At 70.3% G+C, this 14,859-nt stretch carries 16 protein-coding genes; 6 read left to right on the forward strand and 10 right to left on the reverse strand.

Features of this window, described 5'->3' with window-relative positions:
* Positions 1-267 precede the first annotated feature (267 nt).
* Entirely contained in the window at positions 268-501 is a 234-nt protein-coding gene (locus AC1MGR_RS02100; protein ID WP_110522160.1) for a hypothetical protein, read from the reverse strand.
* 393 nt (positions 502-894) lie between these two features.
* Between AC1MGR_RS02100 and AC1MGR_RS02105 the strand changes: the two genes are divergently transcribed.
* Positions 895-1,122: a hypothetical protein gene (locus tag AC1MGR_RS02105; RefSeq protein ID WP_082487457.1), complete on the forward strand. Its 228-nt coding sequence runs from the start codon at positions 895-897 to the stop codon at positions 1,120-1,122.
* Between the two features lie 134 nt (positions 1,123-1,256).
* Here AC1MGR_RS02105 and AC1MGR_RS02110 read toward each other — a convergent pair whose 3' ends face one another.
* The 4 genes from AC1MGR_RS02110 to zapE all read right to left on the reverse strand — a co-directional run bounded on the left by AC1MGR_RS02110 (position 1,257) and on the right by zapE (position 6,437).
* Positions 1,257-1,649: a hypothetical protein gene (locus AC1MGR_RS02110; RefSeq protein WP_480233497.1), complete on the reverse strand. Its 393-nt coding sequence runs from the start codon at positions 1,647-1,649 to the stop codon at positions 1,257-1,259.
* Between the two features lie 315 nt (positions 1,650-1,964).
* Positions 1,965-4,307 (reverse strand): xanthine dehydrogenase family protein molybdopterin-binding subunit, encoded by a 2,343-nt coding sequence (locus AC1MGR_RS02115; RefSeq protein WP_480233498.1) that lies wholly within the window; start codon positions 4,305-4,307, stop codon positions 1,965-1,967.
* Entirely contained in the window at positions 4,304-4,801 is a 498-nt protein-coding gene (locus tag AC1MGR_RS02120; protein WP_108035926.1) for a (2Fe-2S)-binding protein, read from the reverse strand. The genes AC1MGR_RS02115 and AC1MGR_RS02120 overlap by 4 nt, the downstream gene beginning before the upstream one ends.
* Before the next feature lie 400 nt (positions 4,802-5,201).
* The gene (gene zapE, locus AC1MGR_RS02125; RefSeq protein ID WP_480233499.1) at positions 5,202-6,437 is read right to left on the reverse strand and encodes a cell division protein ZapE; all 1,236 of its coding nucleotides are present in this window, start codon (positions 6,435-6,437) and stop codon (positions 5,202-5,204) included.
* Between the two features lie 240 nt (positions 6,438-6,677).
* Here zapE and AC1MGR_RS02130 point away from each other — a divergent pair, with 240 nt between their 5' ends.
* From AC1MGR_RS02130 to AC1MGR_RS02140, 3 genes are all read left to right on the forward strand, one after another.
* On the forward strand, positions 6,678-7,247 hold the full coding sequence (locus tag AC1MGR_RS02130) for a GNAT family N-acetyltransferase (protein ID WP_108035930.1): 570 nt from the start codon (positions 6,678-6,680) through the stop codon (positions 7,245-7,247).
* Between the two features lie 93 nt (positions 7,248-7,340).
* Positions 7,341-7,667 (forward strand): hypothetical protein, encoded by a 327-nt coding sequence (locus AC1MGR_RS02135; protein ID WP_480233500.1) that lies wholly within the window; start codon positions 7,341-7,343, stop codon positions 7,665-7,667.
* Between the two features lie 141 nt (positions 7,668-7,808).
* A complete protein-coding gene (locus tag AC1MGR_RS02140; RefSeq protein WP_108035932.1) occupies positions 7,809-8,024 on the forward strand; it encodes a hypothetical protein in 216 nt (71 codons plus the stop codon).
* A gap of 19 nt (positions 8,025-8,043) precedes the next feature.
* Here AC1MGR_RS02140 and AC1MGR_RS02145 read toward each other — a convergent pair whose 3' ends face one another.
* The 3 genes from AC1MGR_RS02145 to AC1MGR_RS02155 form a co-directional block, all read right to left on the reverse strand.
* Positions 8,044-8,721, reverse strand: a complete 678-nt coding sequence (locus AC1MGR_RS02145; protein ID WP_480233501.1) for a polyamine aminopropyltransferase — start codon at positions 8,719-8,721, stop codon at positions 8,044-8,046.
* Positions 8,722-8,839: 118 nt separating this feature from the next.
* Entirely contained in the window at positions 8,840-10,513 is a 1,674-nt protein-coding gene (locus AC1MGR_RS02150; protein ID WP_108035936.1) for a formate--tetrahydrofolate ligase, read from the reverse strand.
* A 229-nt stretch (positions 10,514-10,742) separates the two neighbouring features.
* Complete coding sequence (locus AC1MGR_RS02155) at positions 10,743-10,964, reverse strand: heavy-metal-associated domain-containing protein (RefSeq protein ID WP_056218669.1); 222 nt, start codon at positions 10,962-10,964, stop codon at positions 10,743-10,745.
* A 245-nt stretch (positions 10,965-11,209) separates the two neighbouring features.
* On the opposite strand from AC1MGR_RS02155, the gene AC1MGR_RS02160 reads away from it, so the two are divergent.
* Both AC1MGR_RS02160 and AC1MGR_RS02165 read left to right on the forward strand, forming a co-directional pair.
* Positions 11,210-12,679, forward strand: coding sequence for an EAL domain-containing protein (locus AC1MGR_RS02160; RefSeq protein ID WP_480233502.1), 1,470 nt, complete (start codon positions 11,210-11,212; stop codon positions 12,677-12,679).
* Positions 12,680-12,767: 88 nt separating this feature from the next.
* On the forward strand, positions 12,768-13,682 hold the full coding sequence (locus tag AC1MGR_RS02165) for a TIGR01459 family HAD-type hydrolase (RefSeq protein WP_480233503.1): 915 nt from the start codon (positions 12,768-12,770) through the stop codon (positions 13,680-13,682).
* On the opposite strand, the gene AC1MGR_RS02170 is transcribed toward AC1MGR_RS02165, so the two are convergent.
* Entirely contained in the window at positions 13,683-14,216 is a 534-nt protein-coding gene (locus tag AC1MGR_RS02170; protein ID WP_108035941.1) for a protein phosphatase CheZ, read from the reverse strand.
* A 49-nt stretch (positions 14,217-14,265) separates the two neighbouring features.
* Positions 14,266-14,649, reverse strand: coding sequence for a response regulator (locus AC1MGR_RS02175; RefSeq protein WP_018046001.1), 384 nt, complete (start codon positions 14,647-14,649; stop codon positions 14,266-14,268).
* Positions 14,650-14,859: the final 210 nt, after the last annotated feature.

Below are 14,859 nucleotides of genomic sequence, written 5' to 3' on the forward strand. Positions count from 1 at the left end.
GCGCGCCGGCTCCAGGCTTCGGCGCGGGACGTCCGGACGCTCAGTCCGCCGCGACGGCGATGAGCGAGAACAGGGACGCCAGCAGAATGTTGCCGACGACGACGAGGGCGAGCGTGATCATGGAACTGCTTCATGTGAGAGCACGGCGGAGTGCACGCGCTCATCGGATCAACGCACCACTAGCGATCCCGGCGTGAACCGTCCGTGAATTCCCGCACACACGAGGGAAACATTCAGAAACGGGGTAAACGGGTCACACCCGTGGGCTCAGCGCTTTCCCTTGCCGAGTCGGGCCAACAGCGCTTCGAGCCGCGCGCCCGGCGGGTCGGACAGGATGTCGGCGTAGAAGGAGCGGAGGGTGTGCCCGAGATGGCGCCGGACGCTGGGGCCGAGCATCGGCGTGGCGTGCCGCACCGCATCCGCGCCGGACGAATAATCGCTTCGGGTCTTCGGTATGGAGGACTTGGGGATGGAGGACTTGGACATGAAGGTCTTGGGCATGAATCGGACCCCGGCCTCCGCTTCCCGCACTCCGCACGCGGCAAGGCGGTCGAAGCGCCACAATGGCACCGATCGGTTAAGGATAAGCTGACGTCGCGACGGGCCGAGAGAGCCGCCCGTCGAGAGCGCGGCGGGCCTTATCAAACGTTGTCAAGCGCATAGGATAGAATCGCGAGGCTAAAAAAAACCTCGGCGCGCACCCCGCGGCGGAAATGGCGATCGCACAAAGACTTGGCCGTTCGGGACCGGTTCAGGTCGATGTTGAAACGGCTAACGAAGGTTTTCCGGTGATGGACGAATCCGCACGGATTCGCTTACAACATTCAAGCTCACGGCGCCGCAGAGTGGTTGTTTTTCGAGATCCCGCAACCATCAACGGGAATTATAACCGGCATGCAGAATATTACCATTACTGATCGAGAACGTGATGCTGTATTAGCCGCGCTTCGCTATTATCAATTTTATCGTTTGCAGGGTCATCCCTTCAGCCCGCATCAGGATCATTTGATTGATGCTATTGCGAGTGATTCCGGAGAAGCCCTTGATCTTGCAGAGATTGATGATCTCTGTGCCGGCCTGAACGGCAACGACCACGCGCTCGCGGCCGTCACCAGCGCCTGAAATCCTGCGGGCGCGTAGCCCGCAGATGGGGCGGAAGCCGTCGCCGCCCCGATCCACCCAACCCGCAAGACCCGCGCCGGCCCCTGATGACGGCGCCAGCGCTCCCCCGAGCCCCAAGGCCGGGGGGCCGTGCCTCAGGGCGCGCTGTCCACCTGCTTCTGTGCCCGATCGACCGCTTCGCTGCAGGCCTTGGCATCGCCCTTCTTGTCGGCCGTGCGCGCCTCGTCGAGGGCCACCTTCGCCTGCATCGCCTTGTCCCCGCCCGCGCCGGCCTCCGCCGACTTTTCCGGGGGCGCGGCCTCGGCCGAGGCGCTGCCGCCGCTTCCGGTGATGCCCTGACCGCCGCGCGCGCTGGCCGCGGCCTTGCCGCTGGTGTTGGCAGAGATCGCCTCCTTGGCCAGATCCTTCACCGGTCCCTCGAGCTTGGCGATGCGGTCGCCGCAGGGAGAGGCGAGGGCGGGCGCCGCACCCGCCGCGAGGAGACCGGCGGCGAGACACCCGGCAACGGGCCACAGGAAACGCGTCATCGATGATTGTCCTTGATTCGGAAGCTGGGGTCGGCCCGACGAGGGCCGCCTCCCTCGCGGGTCAACCCGCGGGAACGAGGCCGGGCTCCCTTCGCGGGCGGGAAAACCGTCGGGGGAACACGCGGTTCGCCGATCATAGCCGAAGCCGATCATGGCCGAATCAGCACGCGCGCGCGCCGGCGCCCGGACGCCTTCGCCCCCTTCGGGGGGCGTTCGAAGGGGGTGGGGTCGAAGAAAAATCGGGGTGCAGGACGGTACGACAGCGTCCTGCACCCCGAACCCTCCCGGAACCCGGGAGGGTCGGATCAGGCCCGATCAGGCGCTCAGCTGGTCGCGGATCGGCAGCTGCCGGATGCGCCGGCCGGTGGCGGCGAAGATCGCGTTGGCGATCGCCGGCGCCACGGGGGGAACGCCGGGCTCGCCGACGCCCCCGAGGGGACGGCTGTAGTCCGGGTTCGGCAGCAGGTGGACATGGATCTCCTTCGGCGCCGCATCGATGCGGGTGATCTCATAGCCGTCGAAGTTGTTCTGCTGCGCGCGTCCGTCCTTGAAGGTGATCTCGGCCGAGAGCGCGAGACCCATGCCCATGACGACCGCGCCCTCCATCTGCGAACGGATCCGCTCCGGATTGACCTGCGGCCCGCAATCGACGGCGATGTCGACGCGCTTGACCTGCACCTCGCCCTTGGGACCGACCGCCACTTCCGCCGCCACCGCCGTATGGGTGACGAAGCTGTAGTGGCCGGCGATGCCGAGGCCGGTGCCCTTCTCCATCTTGCGACCCCAGCCGATGCCCTTGGCGGCCGTCTCAATCACGCGGCGCAGGCGCCCCGTGTCGATCGGGTAGCGGGCGGGATCCTCGCCATAGTTCCAGACGTCGCTGATGCTGGTCGGGTCGATGAGCCGGTCCGGGCCGATCAGCGCGAGCAGGTACTCCTTCGGGTCCTTGCCCGCCGCGTGGGCGAGTTCGGAGACGAAGGACTGGATCGCGAAGGCGTGCGGGATGTTCGAGACGGAGCGGAACCAGCCGATGCGCACGTGGGCATCCGCCGCCGGGTTCTCGAGGCGGATGTTGGGCACGGCGAACGGCGTGTTGGTCAGGCCCATGCCGAGCTCGAAGGGCAGCTCGTGCTTCGGATCGGGCGCGAAGATCGACCCGATGGTGGGCGCCGCCGAGCGGTGCAGCCAAGCGACCGGCATGCCCTTGTCGTCGAGCCCGGCCTCCAGGCGCTCCACCGAGATGGTGTGGTAGTAGCCGTGGTGCAGGTCGTCGTCGCGGGTCCAGATCAGCTTGACGGGCGCGCCGTCCACGGCCTGGCTGCAGAGGGCGGCCTCCAGCACGTAGTCGGGCTTGGACTTGCGGCCGAAGCCGCCGCCGAGCAGCGTCACGTTCACCCGCACCTTGTCGGCGGGCAGGTTCAGCTTCTTGGCGAGGCGGTCATGGGTCGCCTGGGGCGCCTGGGTGCAGGCCCAGGCTTCGCAGAACCCGTCCTTGATCCGCACCGTGGCGGCCGGCGGCTCCATCGGGGCCTGGACGAGGTGAGGCACGAAGTACTCGGCCTCGAGCTTCGTCTTCGCCTTGGCCATGGCGCCCGCGACGTCGCCCTGGTCGCGCACGACCTTGCCGGGCGCGCGCGCCGCCTTCTCCAGCTCGCCCCGGAAGGCGACGGAATCGTAGCCGGCGTTCGGGCCGTCGTCCCAGGTGATCTTGAGGGCCTCGCGGGCCTTCATCGCCGCCCAGGTGTTCTTGGCCACCACGGCGACGCCGCCGACGGGCTGGAACTCGGACGGGATCTCGGGCGCATCGATCTTGAAGATCTTGACGACGCCGGCGACCTTCCTGGCCTCGGTGTCGTCGAAGCTCACGACCTTGCCGCCGAAGACGGGCGGGCGGGCGACGAGGGCGTAGAGCATCCCGTCGAGGCGGGTGTCGATGCCGTACATCGCCTTGCCGACGGTGAAGTCGTGGTTGTCGATGAGGCCGATCTTGCCCTTGCCGATATAGCGGAAGGCCTCCTGCTTCTTCAGCGTCACGCTCTCGCGGGCCGGCACCGGCAGATCGGCGGCGGCGGCCGCGACCTCGCCGTAGCCAAGGCTGCGCTTCGACTTGGCGTGGGTGACGATCGAGTTCTCGGCCTTCACTTCCGCGACGGGCACGCCCCATTGCTTGGCGGCGGCCTGGACCAGCATGGCGCGGGCCGCGGCGCCGGCATGGCGCAGATGCGGGAAGAAGTGACGGAGCGACCGCGAGCCGTCGGTGTCCTGGTTTCCGAAGCGGGCCTCGTCACCCCAGGCCTGGGCGACCTTCACCTTCGACCAGTCGGCGTCGAGCTCGTCGGCCACCACCAGGGCGACCGAGGTTCGCACGCCCTGGCCCATCTCGGAGCGATGGCAGGTCACCGTCACGGTGCCGTCCGGGGCGATGGCGACGAACACCTTCGGGTCGTCCTGCCAGCCGTGCGGCATGGCATCGGCGCCGTACTTCTTGGGCTCGTCCTTCTTGTCCTCGGCCCGCGCCGGATCGCGCCAGGAGAGGGCGAGCACGAGGGCGCCCATGCCGCCGAGCATGGCGCGGCGGCTGACATTGGCGAGGGCGCTCGGGCCGGCCTCGACGGTGGAGTTGGCGTTGTCCGCCATGGTCTGCGCGTCGTGGATCACAGGCGCTCTCCCTTGTTCGCGGCGGGCTTCTGGCCGGCACCGGACGTCTGGCCGGCGGCCTGGTGGATCGCGGCGCGGATGCGCGGGTAGGTGCCGCAACGGCACAGGTTCCCGCTCATGGCCTCGTCGATCTGCGCGTCGGTGGGCTTCGGGGTATCGGTGAGGAGGGAGGCGGCCTGCATCATCTGCCCGCACTGGCAGTAGCCGCACTGCGCCACGTTGAGGTCGCGCCAGGCGACCTGGACCGGGTGGTTGCCGTCGGGGGACAGGCCCTCGATGGTGACGACGGCCTGCCCCTCGGCGGCCGAGACGGGGGTGACGCAGCCGCGCACGGCCGTGCCGCCCACGTGGATGGTGCAGGCGCCGCAGAGGGCCTGCCCGCAGCCGAACTTGGTTCCGGTGAGCCCGACCTCGTCGCGCAGGTACCACAGCAGCGGCATGTCGGGGTCGCCGTCGAAGCTGCGTTCAGCTCCGTTCACGGTCAGTTTGATCATCGGTGTATCCTGTCATGGATCAGGCCACGGGCCGGTCGGGATCGGCGTCACGCCAATCCATCAACCGTCGGGAAGCCGTCGGGGTCACATGTCGGGCGTCGGGAGCGTGGGCCGCCCCCCGGAAGGGTCCTGAGATGCGGCGGCGGATCCGGCCTCTCCGGTCGGGAGGGCCGTCGCAGCGCACGAAGCCCCCACGCCCCGCACCTCGGAATGAATCCAATTAAACGTCCGGCCTGTTGCGGCGCAACCGCAGGCCGCCTCCGTCATCCGCCCCCGGACGGACGATCCGGCCTCCATGTGCCGTTGCGCACGGGGCGGTGCCGGACGGGTGATCCCACTAAGGGGTCGTGCGTTGCCTTTGCCGCCTTTCCCACAATTCCCAACCGGCGATGGACGACCCTCAGGTTTCCACCAAGCCGGCGCTCGACCCGCTCGCACCGGAATCGCCGGCCCCGTGCGGCAGGGCCAGGTATTCCGACGAGCGCATCTCGATCAGGCGGGAGACCGTGCGGTCGAATTCGAAGGCCTCACGTCCCTCGGTGGCGGTGTAGAGGTCGTGGGGCTCGGCCGCGGCCGAGGCGACGAGCTTCACGTGGGCGTCGTAGAGCGTATCCACCAGGGTGATGAAGCGCTTGGCCTCGTTGCGGTTATCCGGGCCCATCACGGGGATGTCCGCGACGATCACGGTGTGGAAGGCGCGGGCCACCGCCATGTAGTCGGCGGCGCCGAGGGGCTGGGCGCAGAGGTCGGCGAAGCTGAAGCGGGCAACGCCGCCGGTCTCCTCGGGCACGGGCACGTCGTGCCCCTTCACCCGCAGGGTCGCGGGCCGGCCCCTGGCCTTGCCGGTGAGGCCCTTGAAGGCGGCCGCCAGGGCCGCCGCCGCCGTGGCGTCCGCGGGCACGTGATAGACGGAGGCACCCCCGAGCTTCTCCAGCCGGAAATCGGTGCGGGAATCGAGGCGCAGGACCTCCACCCGCTCCTGCAGTTCGGCGATGAAGGGCAGGAACAGGGCGCGGTTCAGGCCGCCCTCGTAGAGCCGGTCGGGCTCGACGTTGGAGGTCGCCACCACGGTGACGCCGCGCTTGAACAGGGCACCGAACAGGCGGCCGAGGATCATCGCGTCGGCGATGTCGGTGACGGTGAACTCGTCGAAGCAGAGCAGCGTCGCCTCGTCGGCGAGGGCATCGGCCACCACCGGGATCGGGTCGTCGCCCTTCGCGGTGCCGGCCTTCAGCGCCTGGCGATGGGCGTGGATGCGCTCGTGCGCGTCGGCGAGGAAGCCGTGGAAGTGCACCCGGCGCTTCGGCTCGGGCGCGGCCTCGTGGAAGAGATCCATCAGCATAGTCTTGCCGCGTCCCACCGACCCCCAGATGTAGAGGCCCTTCGGCGGCGTCGCGGCATCGTCACGGCGGCCGAACAGCCAGCCGAGGGCGCTGCCCTTGCGGGCGCGCTTGCGGCGGCCGAGCTCCAGAACCAGGCGGTCGAGGGCGCGCACCAGGTGGACCTGCGCCGGGTCGCGCTCGATGGCCGCGGTGCGCACCAGGGCCTCGTAGCGGTCGGAAACCGGGCCGGGGGACACGGCGCCGGCCTTGGCCTGGCTCGATGGCTCGAGGCCCGAGGAGGAGGGGGCGTTCACGGTGTGGGCGACCTGTTCGCGGAGGATAAGGGGATCGGACGGCCGGCGGGTCTGCCGGTCTGACGCGGCCCCTTCGCGGGATCAAGCCCCGGACCCGGTTCCGGCGCCGGACGCGCGGCAGCCGGTCACTTTGCTGCATTGCACAACCGTGGCAGCGATGCCAGATCAGATCCGCCTTGAGGGAGGCTACGCCCGGAACCGGCACGCCCTGCGTGCCTCGAAACCGGAGACCGGCACCCGATGCCCGATACGCATCCGACCCTTCAACCGATCATCCGCCGCCTGTGGCCCAACGATGGCCCGGCGGTGGAATCCTACTTCCTGCGGCTCGACCCGGAGACGCGGGCCAACCGCTTCATGGGCGCGCTGAGCGATGCGGCCGCCCTCACCTATGCGCGCAACGCCTTGGGTGCCGAGGGCCTGATGTTCGGCAGCTTCGTCGACGGCACCCTGCGGGGGCTCGGCGAATTGCGTCCCGCCTCCGCGCCGCCGCCCGGCTTCGTCCTCGGTACCGAGGCGGAGGCCGCCTTCGCGGTGGAGAAGGCCTTTCGCCGCAACGGCCTCGGCCAGGGACTGTTCCGGCGGATCGCCGCCGCGGCCCGCAACCGCGGCGTGCGCGACCTGCATGTGCGCTGCCTGGCCTGGAACCGGCCCATGCGGGGACTCGCCACCAAGGTCGGCGCCGACCTGCACATCACCGGCGGCGAGGCGGACGGCGCCCTGCATCTCGCCCGCCCGACCCCGATCTCTCTGTGGCAGGAGGGCGTCACCGAGGCGGTGGATTTCACCCTCGCCCTCACGGCGGCGTGAGTCCGGCTATGCCGCTCCGGGTTCGGGCGGTATCGTGACCGCGATGACGCCGCCCGGACGGGTTCCTCCGTCCGGCTTCGGCCAAGGGGCACCATGATGGACGTTTCGCGGCGGAGCCTGTCCGTCCTCCTCGCTTGCACCGCCCTTCTGCCGGGCGCGGCCCTGGCCCAGGCCGACCCCCAGGCCCGTCCCGACACCCGCGCGATGACCTGCGCCGAAGCATCGGCGCTGGTGGCCCGGGCCGGCGCCATCGTGCTGAGTACGGGGCCGGTGACCTACGCGCGCTTCGTGCGCGATGGCGGGTTCTGCCCGCTGCCGGAGACGACCCAGCCGTCCTGGGAGACGACCCGGGACCAGCCCAAGTGCTTCGTCGGCTATACCTGTCGCGACAAGTTCAACGAGGGCCAGGGCCGGGACTGAGGTCCGGGGGCTCCGTCTCCCCACGCCGCCCCGGGCCGGCGCTTACGGCCAAGCTGCCTTGTTGCCGCCCCGCCCGCTGCCGATGGTCGCCGTCGGGACCCGCCCCAGGAGAGGACGGGCTCGCCGACGAGGGGCCCCAGCATGGACCGGACCGAAACCACCCAAACCCTCCGCCCGCTGAGCCGGCCGGCCGAAGCGCGCCTGGAGCGCTCCGTGGCCGATGCCCTGCGCATCATCAGGGCCGCCTGCGACGAGCGGAACGAAGCCCCCGTCAAGGCCGCCCGGCGCCAACTCGCCGCGGTCTACGGCGCGACCCGCCTCAGCCGGCAGCGCGAGCGCCGGGGCGCCTCCGCCTGAGATCCCGTCCAAGATCCCGTCATCCGGCCGGTCGTTCGGCGAGCCAGATGGTGTGGCGCGCCCCGCGCGAGCGCCCGGCCCGCACGCCCACCGCCTCCACCCGGAAGCCGCCCCGCGCCAGGCGCTGGGTGAAGGCCGGATCGGGATGGGCCGACCACACGGCCAGCACCCCGCCGGGGCGCAGGGCGGCCCGTGCGGCGGCGAGGCCCGCGGCATCGTAGAGCTGGTCGTTGGCGCGGCGCGTCAGGCCGTCCGGGCCGTTGTCGACGTCGAGCAGGATCGCGTCGTAGCTGCCGCGCCCGGCGCGGATCACCGCGGCGACGTCCGCCACCCGCGCCTCGGCGCGCGGGTCGGACAGCGCCTCCGACGAGACGCCGGCCAAGGGGCCGCGGCCCCAGTCCAGAACCGCCGGCACGAGTTCGGCCAGCACGATCCGGGCCTCGGCGGGCAGGGCGTTGAGGGCCGCCCGGAGGGTGAAGCCCATGCCGTAGCCGCCGATCAGCCAGCAGACCTCCGGCCGGTTGCCGAGCCGCGCGGCGGTCAGGGTCGCCAGCGCCTCCTCGGAACCGCTGAGCCGGCTGTTCATCAGCTCGTTGTGGCCGAGCTGGATCGAGAACTCGCTGCCCCGCTGCAGCAGGCGCAGGGGTTCCGATCCGCCCGGCACGGGCGCGGTGTCAAGGACGACCCAGGGGATCACGATCGGGACTCGGGGCGCAGGGTCATCCGCTCCGGCTAGCACGGTCCGCCCGCCGGATCACGCGGCCGGCCCCCTGTCGGTCGGACAGGGGGCCGTCGCGAAGCTCTTAGAACAGCCCCTAGAACAGCCCCTCGATCTGTCCGTTGGCATCGAGGTGGATGCCCTCCGAGGCCGGGACCTTGGGCAGACCCGGCATGGTCATGATCTCACCGCAGATCACCACGACGAAGCCGGCACCCGCCGAGAGACGCACGTCGCGCACCGCGATGAGGTGGCCCGAGGGCGCGCCCATCAGGCTCGGGTCGGTGGAGAACGAGTACTGCGTCTTGGCCATGCAGACGGGCAGGTGGCCGTAGCCGTCCTTCTCGAACTGGGCGAGCTTGGTGGCGGCCTTCGACTCCACCTGGATGTCGCCGGCGCCGTAGAGCTTGGTGGCGATGGCGCGGATCTTGTCGGTGAGCTTGGTCTCGGTCTCGTAGACGTAGTTCAGGGGCTTCTGCTCGCCGTCGGCGAGCTTGACCACCGCGTGAGCGAGTTCCTCGGCGCCGGCGCCGCCCTCCGCCCAGTGCTTGCAGGTGATGGCCTCGACCTGGAGCTGGTCGCGGCACAGCGCCTTCAGCTTGGCATGCTCGGCATCGGTGTCGGCGTAGAAGTGGTTGACGCCCACGACGACGGGCAGGCCGAAGCTGCGCACGTTGGCCACGTGGCGCGCCAGGTTCGCGAAGCCCTTCTCCAGGGCGTCGAGGTTCTCGGAGCCGAGCTCCTTCTTCGAGACGCCGCCATGCATCTTGAGGGCGCGCACGGTGGCGACGATGACCACCGCGGAAGGCTTCAGGCCGGCCTGACGACACTTGATGTCGATGAACTTCTCGGCACCGAGATCGGCGCCGAAGCCCGCCTCCGTGACCACGTAGTCGCCGAGCTTGAGGCCCGCGCGCGTGGCGATCACCGAGTTGCAGCCATGGGCGATGTTGGCGAAGGGGCCGCCGTGGATGAGGGCCGGGTTGCCCTCCAGGGTCTGCACGAGGTTGGGCTGCAGGGCGTCCTTCAGGAGCACCGTCATGGCGCCAGTGGCCTTGACGTCCTTGAGCGTCACCGGCTTGCGGTCGCGGGTCTCGGCGATGACGATGCGACCGAGGCGCGCCTCGAGGTCGTCGAGGTCCTTGGCGAGGCAGAACACCGCCATGACCTCGGAGGCCACGGTGATGTCGAAGCCGTCCTCGCGGGGGAAGCCGTTGGCGACGCCGCCGAGGGACTGGGTGATGGCGCGCAGGGCCCGGTCGTTCATGTCGACCACCCGGCGCCAGTGGATGCGGCGCACGTCGATGTTGAGCTCGTTGGCCCAGTAGACGTGATTGTCGATCAGGGCGGCGGCCAGGCTGTGCGCGGAGGTGATGGCGTGGAAATCGCCGGTGAAGTGCAGGTTGATCTGCTCCATCGGCACGACCTGGGCCTTGCCGCCGCCGGCCGCGCCGCCCTTCATGCCGAAGCAGGGGCCGAGCGAGGGCTCGCGCAGGCACATCACGGTCTTCTGTCCGATGCGGTTGAGCGCATCGCCGAGGCCGACCGTGGTGGTGGTCTTGCCCTCGCCGGCCGGCGTCGGGCTGATCGCCGTCACGAGGACGAGCTTACCCTCGGGCTTGCTTTCCAGACCCTTGATGAAGGCGTGGTCGATCTTGGCGATATGCTTGCCGTAGTGGTGCAGCGCGTCGTCCGGGATGCCGATCTTGGCGGCGACCTCGGTGATCGGCTGAAGCGTGGCCGCGCGCGCGATCTCGATATCTGAGGGCATGGTTGCGTTTCTCCCGGATTGTTCTTGCGCGGTCGGGTCCGGCGAGGCCGCATTCCGTCCGCTGGCTTTCGTCGTTCGCCGCCAGGACCGGATCCGCCGACGTTGGGCCGTGCGGATCGGCCGAGCGGCCACGCATCATCGATCGCATCAGTTTGCGTGAAGGGACAAGCAAAAGCGCGTCGGAAATTTTGAATTTGCAGGCAAAAATTTGTTTGGGATCAGACCTGTGTCAGCCCGTCATGGCACTCGCCGTGTACCCGGCCTCGTTCAGCGCCTCGGCGATGCTCAGGGCCTGAGCGGTGGTCGTCACCGCGACGCGTCCATGGTCGAGGTCGACCGCGACCTTGGCCTCGGGGTCGAGGCGCTGGATGGCCCGGCACACCGCCGCGGCGCAGCCGTCGCAGGTCATGCCCTCCACCTGCATCAGGAGGTCCGATGGCGTCGCGTCCATGAGGTTCGCTCCGGGCTTCTCGTTCCGCGGGGCGCATTGTGGCGCCTCGCAACGCCGATGCAAGCGGCACGGTGCGCACGGTGCGGGACGACCCGGAAGCACAAGTCACAGTTCGGGAAAATCCGTTTGCAGGGCCGTCCGGTGGCTTGTGGGCCGGCAGCGTCTCGGCAACAAAAGAACGCCGGACCGGCCGAGGCCGGACCGGCACCCGTGTTTCCCTGTCGTTTCGAGGATCGAAGACTCCGATGGCCCGGATCATCGGCCGGCGTACGAGCCTGTGGGCCCTCGGTCTGCTCGGGCTCTGCCTTCTCGGGCCGCTCGCGGTCTTCTCCCCGCTCGGAGCGAGCCTCGGGCTCGCCGGCCTCGGGCTCGTGGCGGCCCTGGTTGCCGATCGCCGCGCGGGCACGCTCACCGTCCGGTGCGAGAAGCTGTCGGGCGAGGTCGACGTGCTGTCGCAGCGGTTGGTCCGGCTGGAGACGGTCACCCGCGCCCTGGCCGAGCAGCAGGTTCGTGCCGTCGATGCGGGGCTTCCCGCGAGCGCACCCGGCCCGGACACCCGCGACCTCAGCGCCGGCATCGAGGAGGTCACGGCCGAGATCGGTCTCCTCAGCGGCATCGTGCGGGAACTCGCGGCCGTGGTCGCGGCGCAGGACGGCGAGATCGCCGGCCTGAAGGCCGCGCCCGCCCCGGTCGCTCCGCCCGTCGCCCTCCCGCTCCGCCCCGCGCCGCGGGTCGCCGCCCCGGAGCCCGATGCGCGCCCTGAGATTCGCCCCGACCCGCGCTTCGACGCGCCGCCCCTCCGGCGCCCCGATCCGCCGCCGGTCGCGCCCTGGACGCCGCGCGCCCTCGGCCGGGCCGAGAGTCCGGTGCGCGATCCCGCACGCGACGCGGCCCTGATCGCGGCGTTCGACGCCGCCGGCCTCGAGGTCCACCTCCAGCCCGTCGTGTCCCTTCCCCAGCGCAAGGTGGTGTCCTACGAGGCGATGGCGCGCCTGCGCCTGGCCGGCGAGACCCTGATGCCGGAGGCGTTCGTGCCGGTGCTGGAGCGCCACGGGCGCACCACCGACCTCGACCGCCGTATGCTCCAGCGCGTCGCCACCATCGCCCAGCACCTGGCCGGGCGCGGCAGCCAGGCGGCGGTGGCCTACGGCCTGTCACCGCGCTCCCTGTTCGAGCCGGGCTTCCTGCGCTCGCTCGGACGCCTTGTCGAAGGGGCGCCGGACCTGTCGGGCCGGGTCATGCTGGCCCTGCCGCAGGTGAGCTGGCGCAGCCTCGACGCGGAGCAGGCGGGCGCCCTGGGCGACCTGCGCGGGCGCATCGGCTTCATCCTGGACCGGCCCCTGGACCTGCGCCTCGATCCCCTGGCCCTCGCCGATCGCGGCGTCGCGCAGGTGAAGGTCCCGGCCGATCTGCTGCTGCGTCCGGATTCCCGTCAGGCGATGCCCGACATCGCGCTGGAGGATCTCGTCGCGTCCCTCGCACGGGCCGGTATTCGCCTGGTGGCCGAGGGCGTGGAGCGCGAGACCGACGTGCCCGATCTCATCGAGCTCGACTTGCCCCTGGCGCAGGGCAGCGTGTTCGCGCCGGCCCGGGTGGTGCGCGCCGAGGTGCTCCAGGCGGCGCCGGCCTCGCCCGAGCCGAATCCGCCGAACGAGGATCCGGAGCCACCGCCCCAGCGCCGCCCGTTCCGCGACTTCCTGCGCCGAGCCGGCTGACGGCCGCGCGGCGTTGCTTTTCCCGGAGGTCCCGCCTAACCGGGCGGCGCTCCCCGAAACGCCCGCCCGTCAGCTTGAGGCCCGCCGCATGCCCGATACGCCCGCACGTCCCGGCACGAGCCAGCCGGTCCCGACCCTGGACGGCTTCGCGACGATCGCCACGGGCTACGATCTCATCCTGTGCGACGTCTGGGGCGTGCTGCACGACGGCACCAACGCGCATCCGGGGGCCGGCGACGCCCTCACGCGATTTCGCGCCCTGCCGGAGGCCGAGCGGCCCCGCCGGGTGATCCTGGTCTCGAACGCGCCGCGTCCCTGGGCCGGCGTGCAGGCGATCCTCGACGGATTCGGCGTGCCCCGGAGTGCCTACGACGCCATCCTGACCTCGGGCGACCTGACGCGCAGCCTCGTCGCCGCCCACCCGGGCGAGCGCCTGTATCATCTCGGACCGGAGCGCGACGCCACGATCTTCGACGAACTTGATGTGACCCTGGTCGACGTGGCGCAGGCCGAGCGCGTCGTCTGCACCGGCCTGTTCGACGATACCCGCGAGACCGCCGAGGATTACCGCGGGACGCTGGAGGCGATGAAGGCCCGGGACGTGCCGATGATCTGTGCCAATCCCGACCTCGTGGTCGAGCGCCGGGGCGAGCTCGTTCCCTGCGCGGGGCTGATCGCGGAGGCCTACGCGGCCCTCGGCGGCGCGGTGACCTATGCGGGCAAGCCCCATCGCCCCGTCTACGAGGCGGCGCTCGCCCTGGCGGGAGGCCTCGACGAGCGTGCGCCGCCGGAGCCGGCCCGGGTGCTCGCCATCGGCGACGCGCTGCGCACCGACATCGCCGGAGCGAGCGCGTTCGGAATTCCCAGCCTGCTGGTGGCACGCGGCATCCACGCCGAGGAACTCGGCGTCTCGGCGGCGCAGGCGACGCTCGGGGACATCGCGGACTGGCTCGACCGTCAGGCGGTCCGGCCCGACGCGGTGATTGAGCGCCTGGTCTGGTAATCAGGCGAAGAGGGCGTCGATCTCGTCCTGGGCGACGGCCGGGCCGTTGAGCTGGGGACCGTTGAGGATGAGGAGTTCCTTGCGAACCCGGCGCTCCACCTCCTCCGGGTCGATGCCGCCCTCGTCCTTGGCCTTGACGGCGCTGGCGAAGCGCGAGAGCCGGCTCTCGAGCTGGCGCAGGGCCTCCACGACCTTGGCGATGCGCTGCCCGGTGATGTCCTGGAAGGTGCAGGCTTCGAAGATGTCGTTCATGCGCGCCTCGACGGTGGCGCGGTAGTTCTTGTCGTCCGGCAGGCCGAGGATTTCCTCGGCCGTATTCATGATGGAGTTCGTGGCGCCCGCCGTGGCGGCCACCACGCTGCCGAGCTCCTCGTGCGCCATCGGCAGGCGGTCCCGGGTGAGCTCGTTGGCCCGCAACGCGGCGATCTCGTTGCGCAGGTGGGCGATGTAGTCCGCGATCTCGACCAATTCACGGATCAAGGACGGCTTATCCGACGCGGGATTCACGTTCCGCGCCTGCTTGGCGAGTGCCATGGGCTCCCGGCTCCCCGATTCGGTGTTCCTGGGCTGCGTTGTGGATCGATCAGGCGCCGCAGACGGCTTCGATCTTGCTCTTCAGGGTGGCGGCGTTGAACGGCTTGACGATGTAGTTGTTCACGCCGGCCTTCTTGGCCGCGATGACGTTCTCGGTCTTCGACTCGGCGGTGACCATGATGAACGGGGTGGTGCGCAGGGCCTCGTCGGCGCGGACGTGGCGCAGCAGCTCGTAGCCCGTCATCGGCTCCATGTTCCAGTCGGAGATCACGAGGCCGTACTTGCGGTTTTTGAGCCGGGCGAGGGCAGCGGTCCCGTCGGAGGCGTCGTCGACCTCCTCGAAGCCGAGCTGCTTCAGGAGGTTGCGGATGATACGGACCATCGTCTGATAATCGTCGACGACGAGGATCGGCATGCCGAGATCGAGGGCCATGGGTCGGTGTGCTCCGTCAGGGGAAGGCCCGTGCCTGGGCACGGCCCTCCGGGAATGGGCCGGAGCGCCAAGGTTTGGGCGCCCCTTGGCGATGAAACTACGCAGCTTCGCATTGCGAAGCGGTTAACTGCCCGCGCGGCCCACCTTGTCTTGACTTCAGGAATGCCTGGGTGTGGTGGCGATGGACTCCGTTCGCCTTGACAAGGCCCC

Source organism: Methylobacterium sp. BI1 (genome assembly GCF_056680125.1).

Bases quoted from the DNA above. Each gene is read 5' to 3' on its own strand.
- AC1MGR_RS02100 (WP_110522160.1), bottom strand. From the start codon at position 501: ATGCCCAAGACCTTCATGTCCAAGTCCTCCATCCCCAAGTCCTCCATA.
- AC1MGR_RS02105 (WP_082487457.1), top strand. From the start codon at position 895: ATGCAGAATATTACCATTACTGATCGAGAACGTGATGCTGTATTAGCC.
- AC1MGR_RS02110 (WP_480233497.1), bottom strand. From the start codon at position 1,649: ATGACGCGTTTCCTGTGGCCCGTTGCCGGGTGTCTCGCCGCCGGTCTC.
- AC1MGR_RS02120 (WP_108035926.1), bottom strand. From the start codon at position 4,801: ATGATCAAACTGACCGTGAACGGAGCTGAACGCAGCTTCGACGGCGAC.
- AC1MGR_RS02130 (WP_108035930.1), top strand. From the start codon at position 6,678: ATGCCCGATACGCATCCGACCCTTCAACCGATCATCCGCCGCCTGTGG.
- AC1MGR_RS02135 (WP_480233500.1), top strand. From the start codon at position 7,341: ATGATGGACGTTTCGCGGCGGAGCCTGTCCGTCCTCCTCGCTTGCACC.
- AC1MGR_RS02140 (WP_108035932.1), top strand. From the start codon at position 7,809: ATGGACCGGACCGAAACCACCCAAACCCTCCGCCCGCTGAGCCGGCCG.
- AC1MGR_RS02150 (WP_108035936.1), bottom strand. From the start codon at position 10,513: ATGCCCTCAGATATCGAGATCGCGCGCGCGGCCACGCTTCAGCCGATC.
- AC1MGR_RS02155 (WP_056218669.1), bottom strand. From the start codon at position 10,964: ATGGACGCGACGCCATCGGACCTCCTGATGCAGGTGGAGGGCATGACC.
- AC1MGR_RS02160 (WP_480233502.1), top strand. From the start codon at position 11,210: ATGGCCCGGATCATCGGCCGGCGTACGAGCCTGTGGGCCCTCGGTCTG.
- AC1MGR_RS02165 (WP_480233503.1), top strand. From the start codon at position 12,768: ATGCCCGATACGCCCGCACGTCCCGGCACGAGCCAGCCGGTCCCGACC.
- AC1MGR_RS02170 (WP_108035941.1), bottom strand. From the start codon at position 14,216: ATGGCACTCGCCAAGCAGGCGCGGAACGTGAATCCCGCGTCGGATAAG.
- AC1MGR_RS02175 (WP_018046001.1), bottom strand. From the start codon at position 14,649: ATGGCCCTCGATCTCGGCATGCCGATCCTCGTCGTCGACGATTATCAG.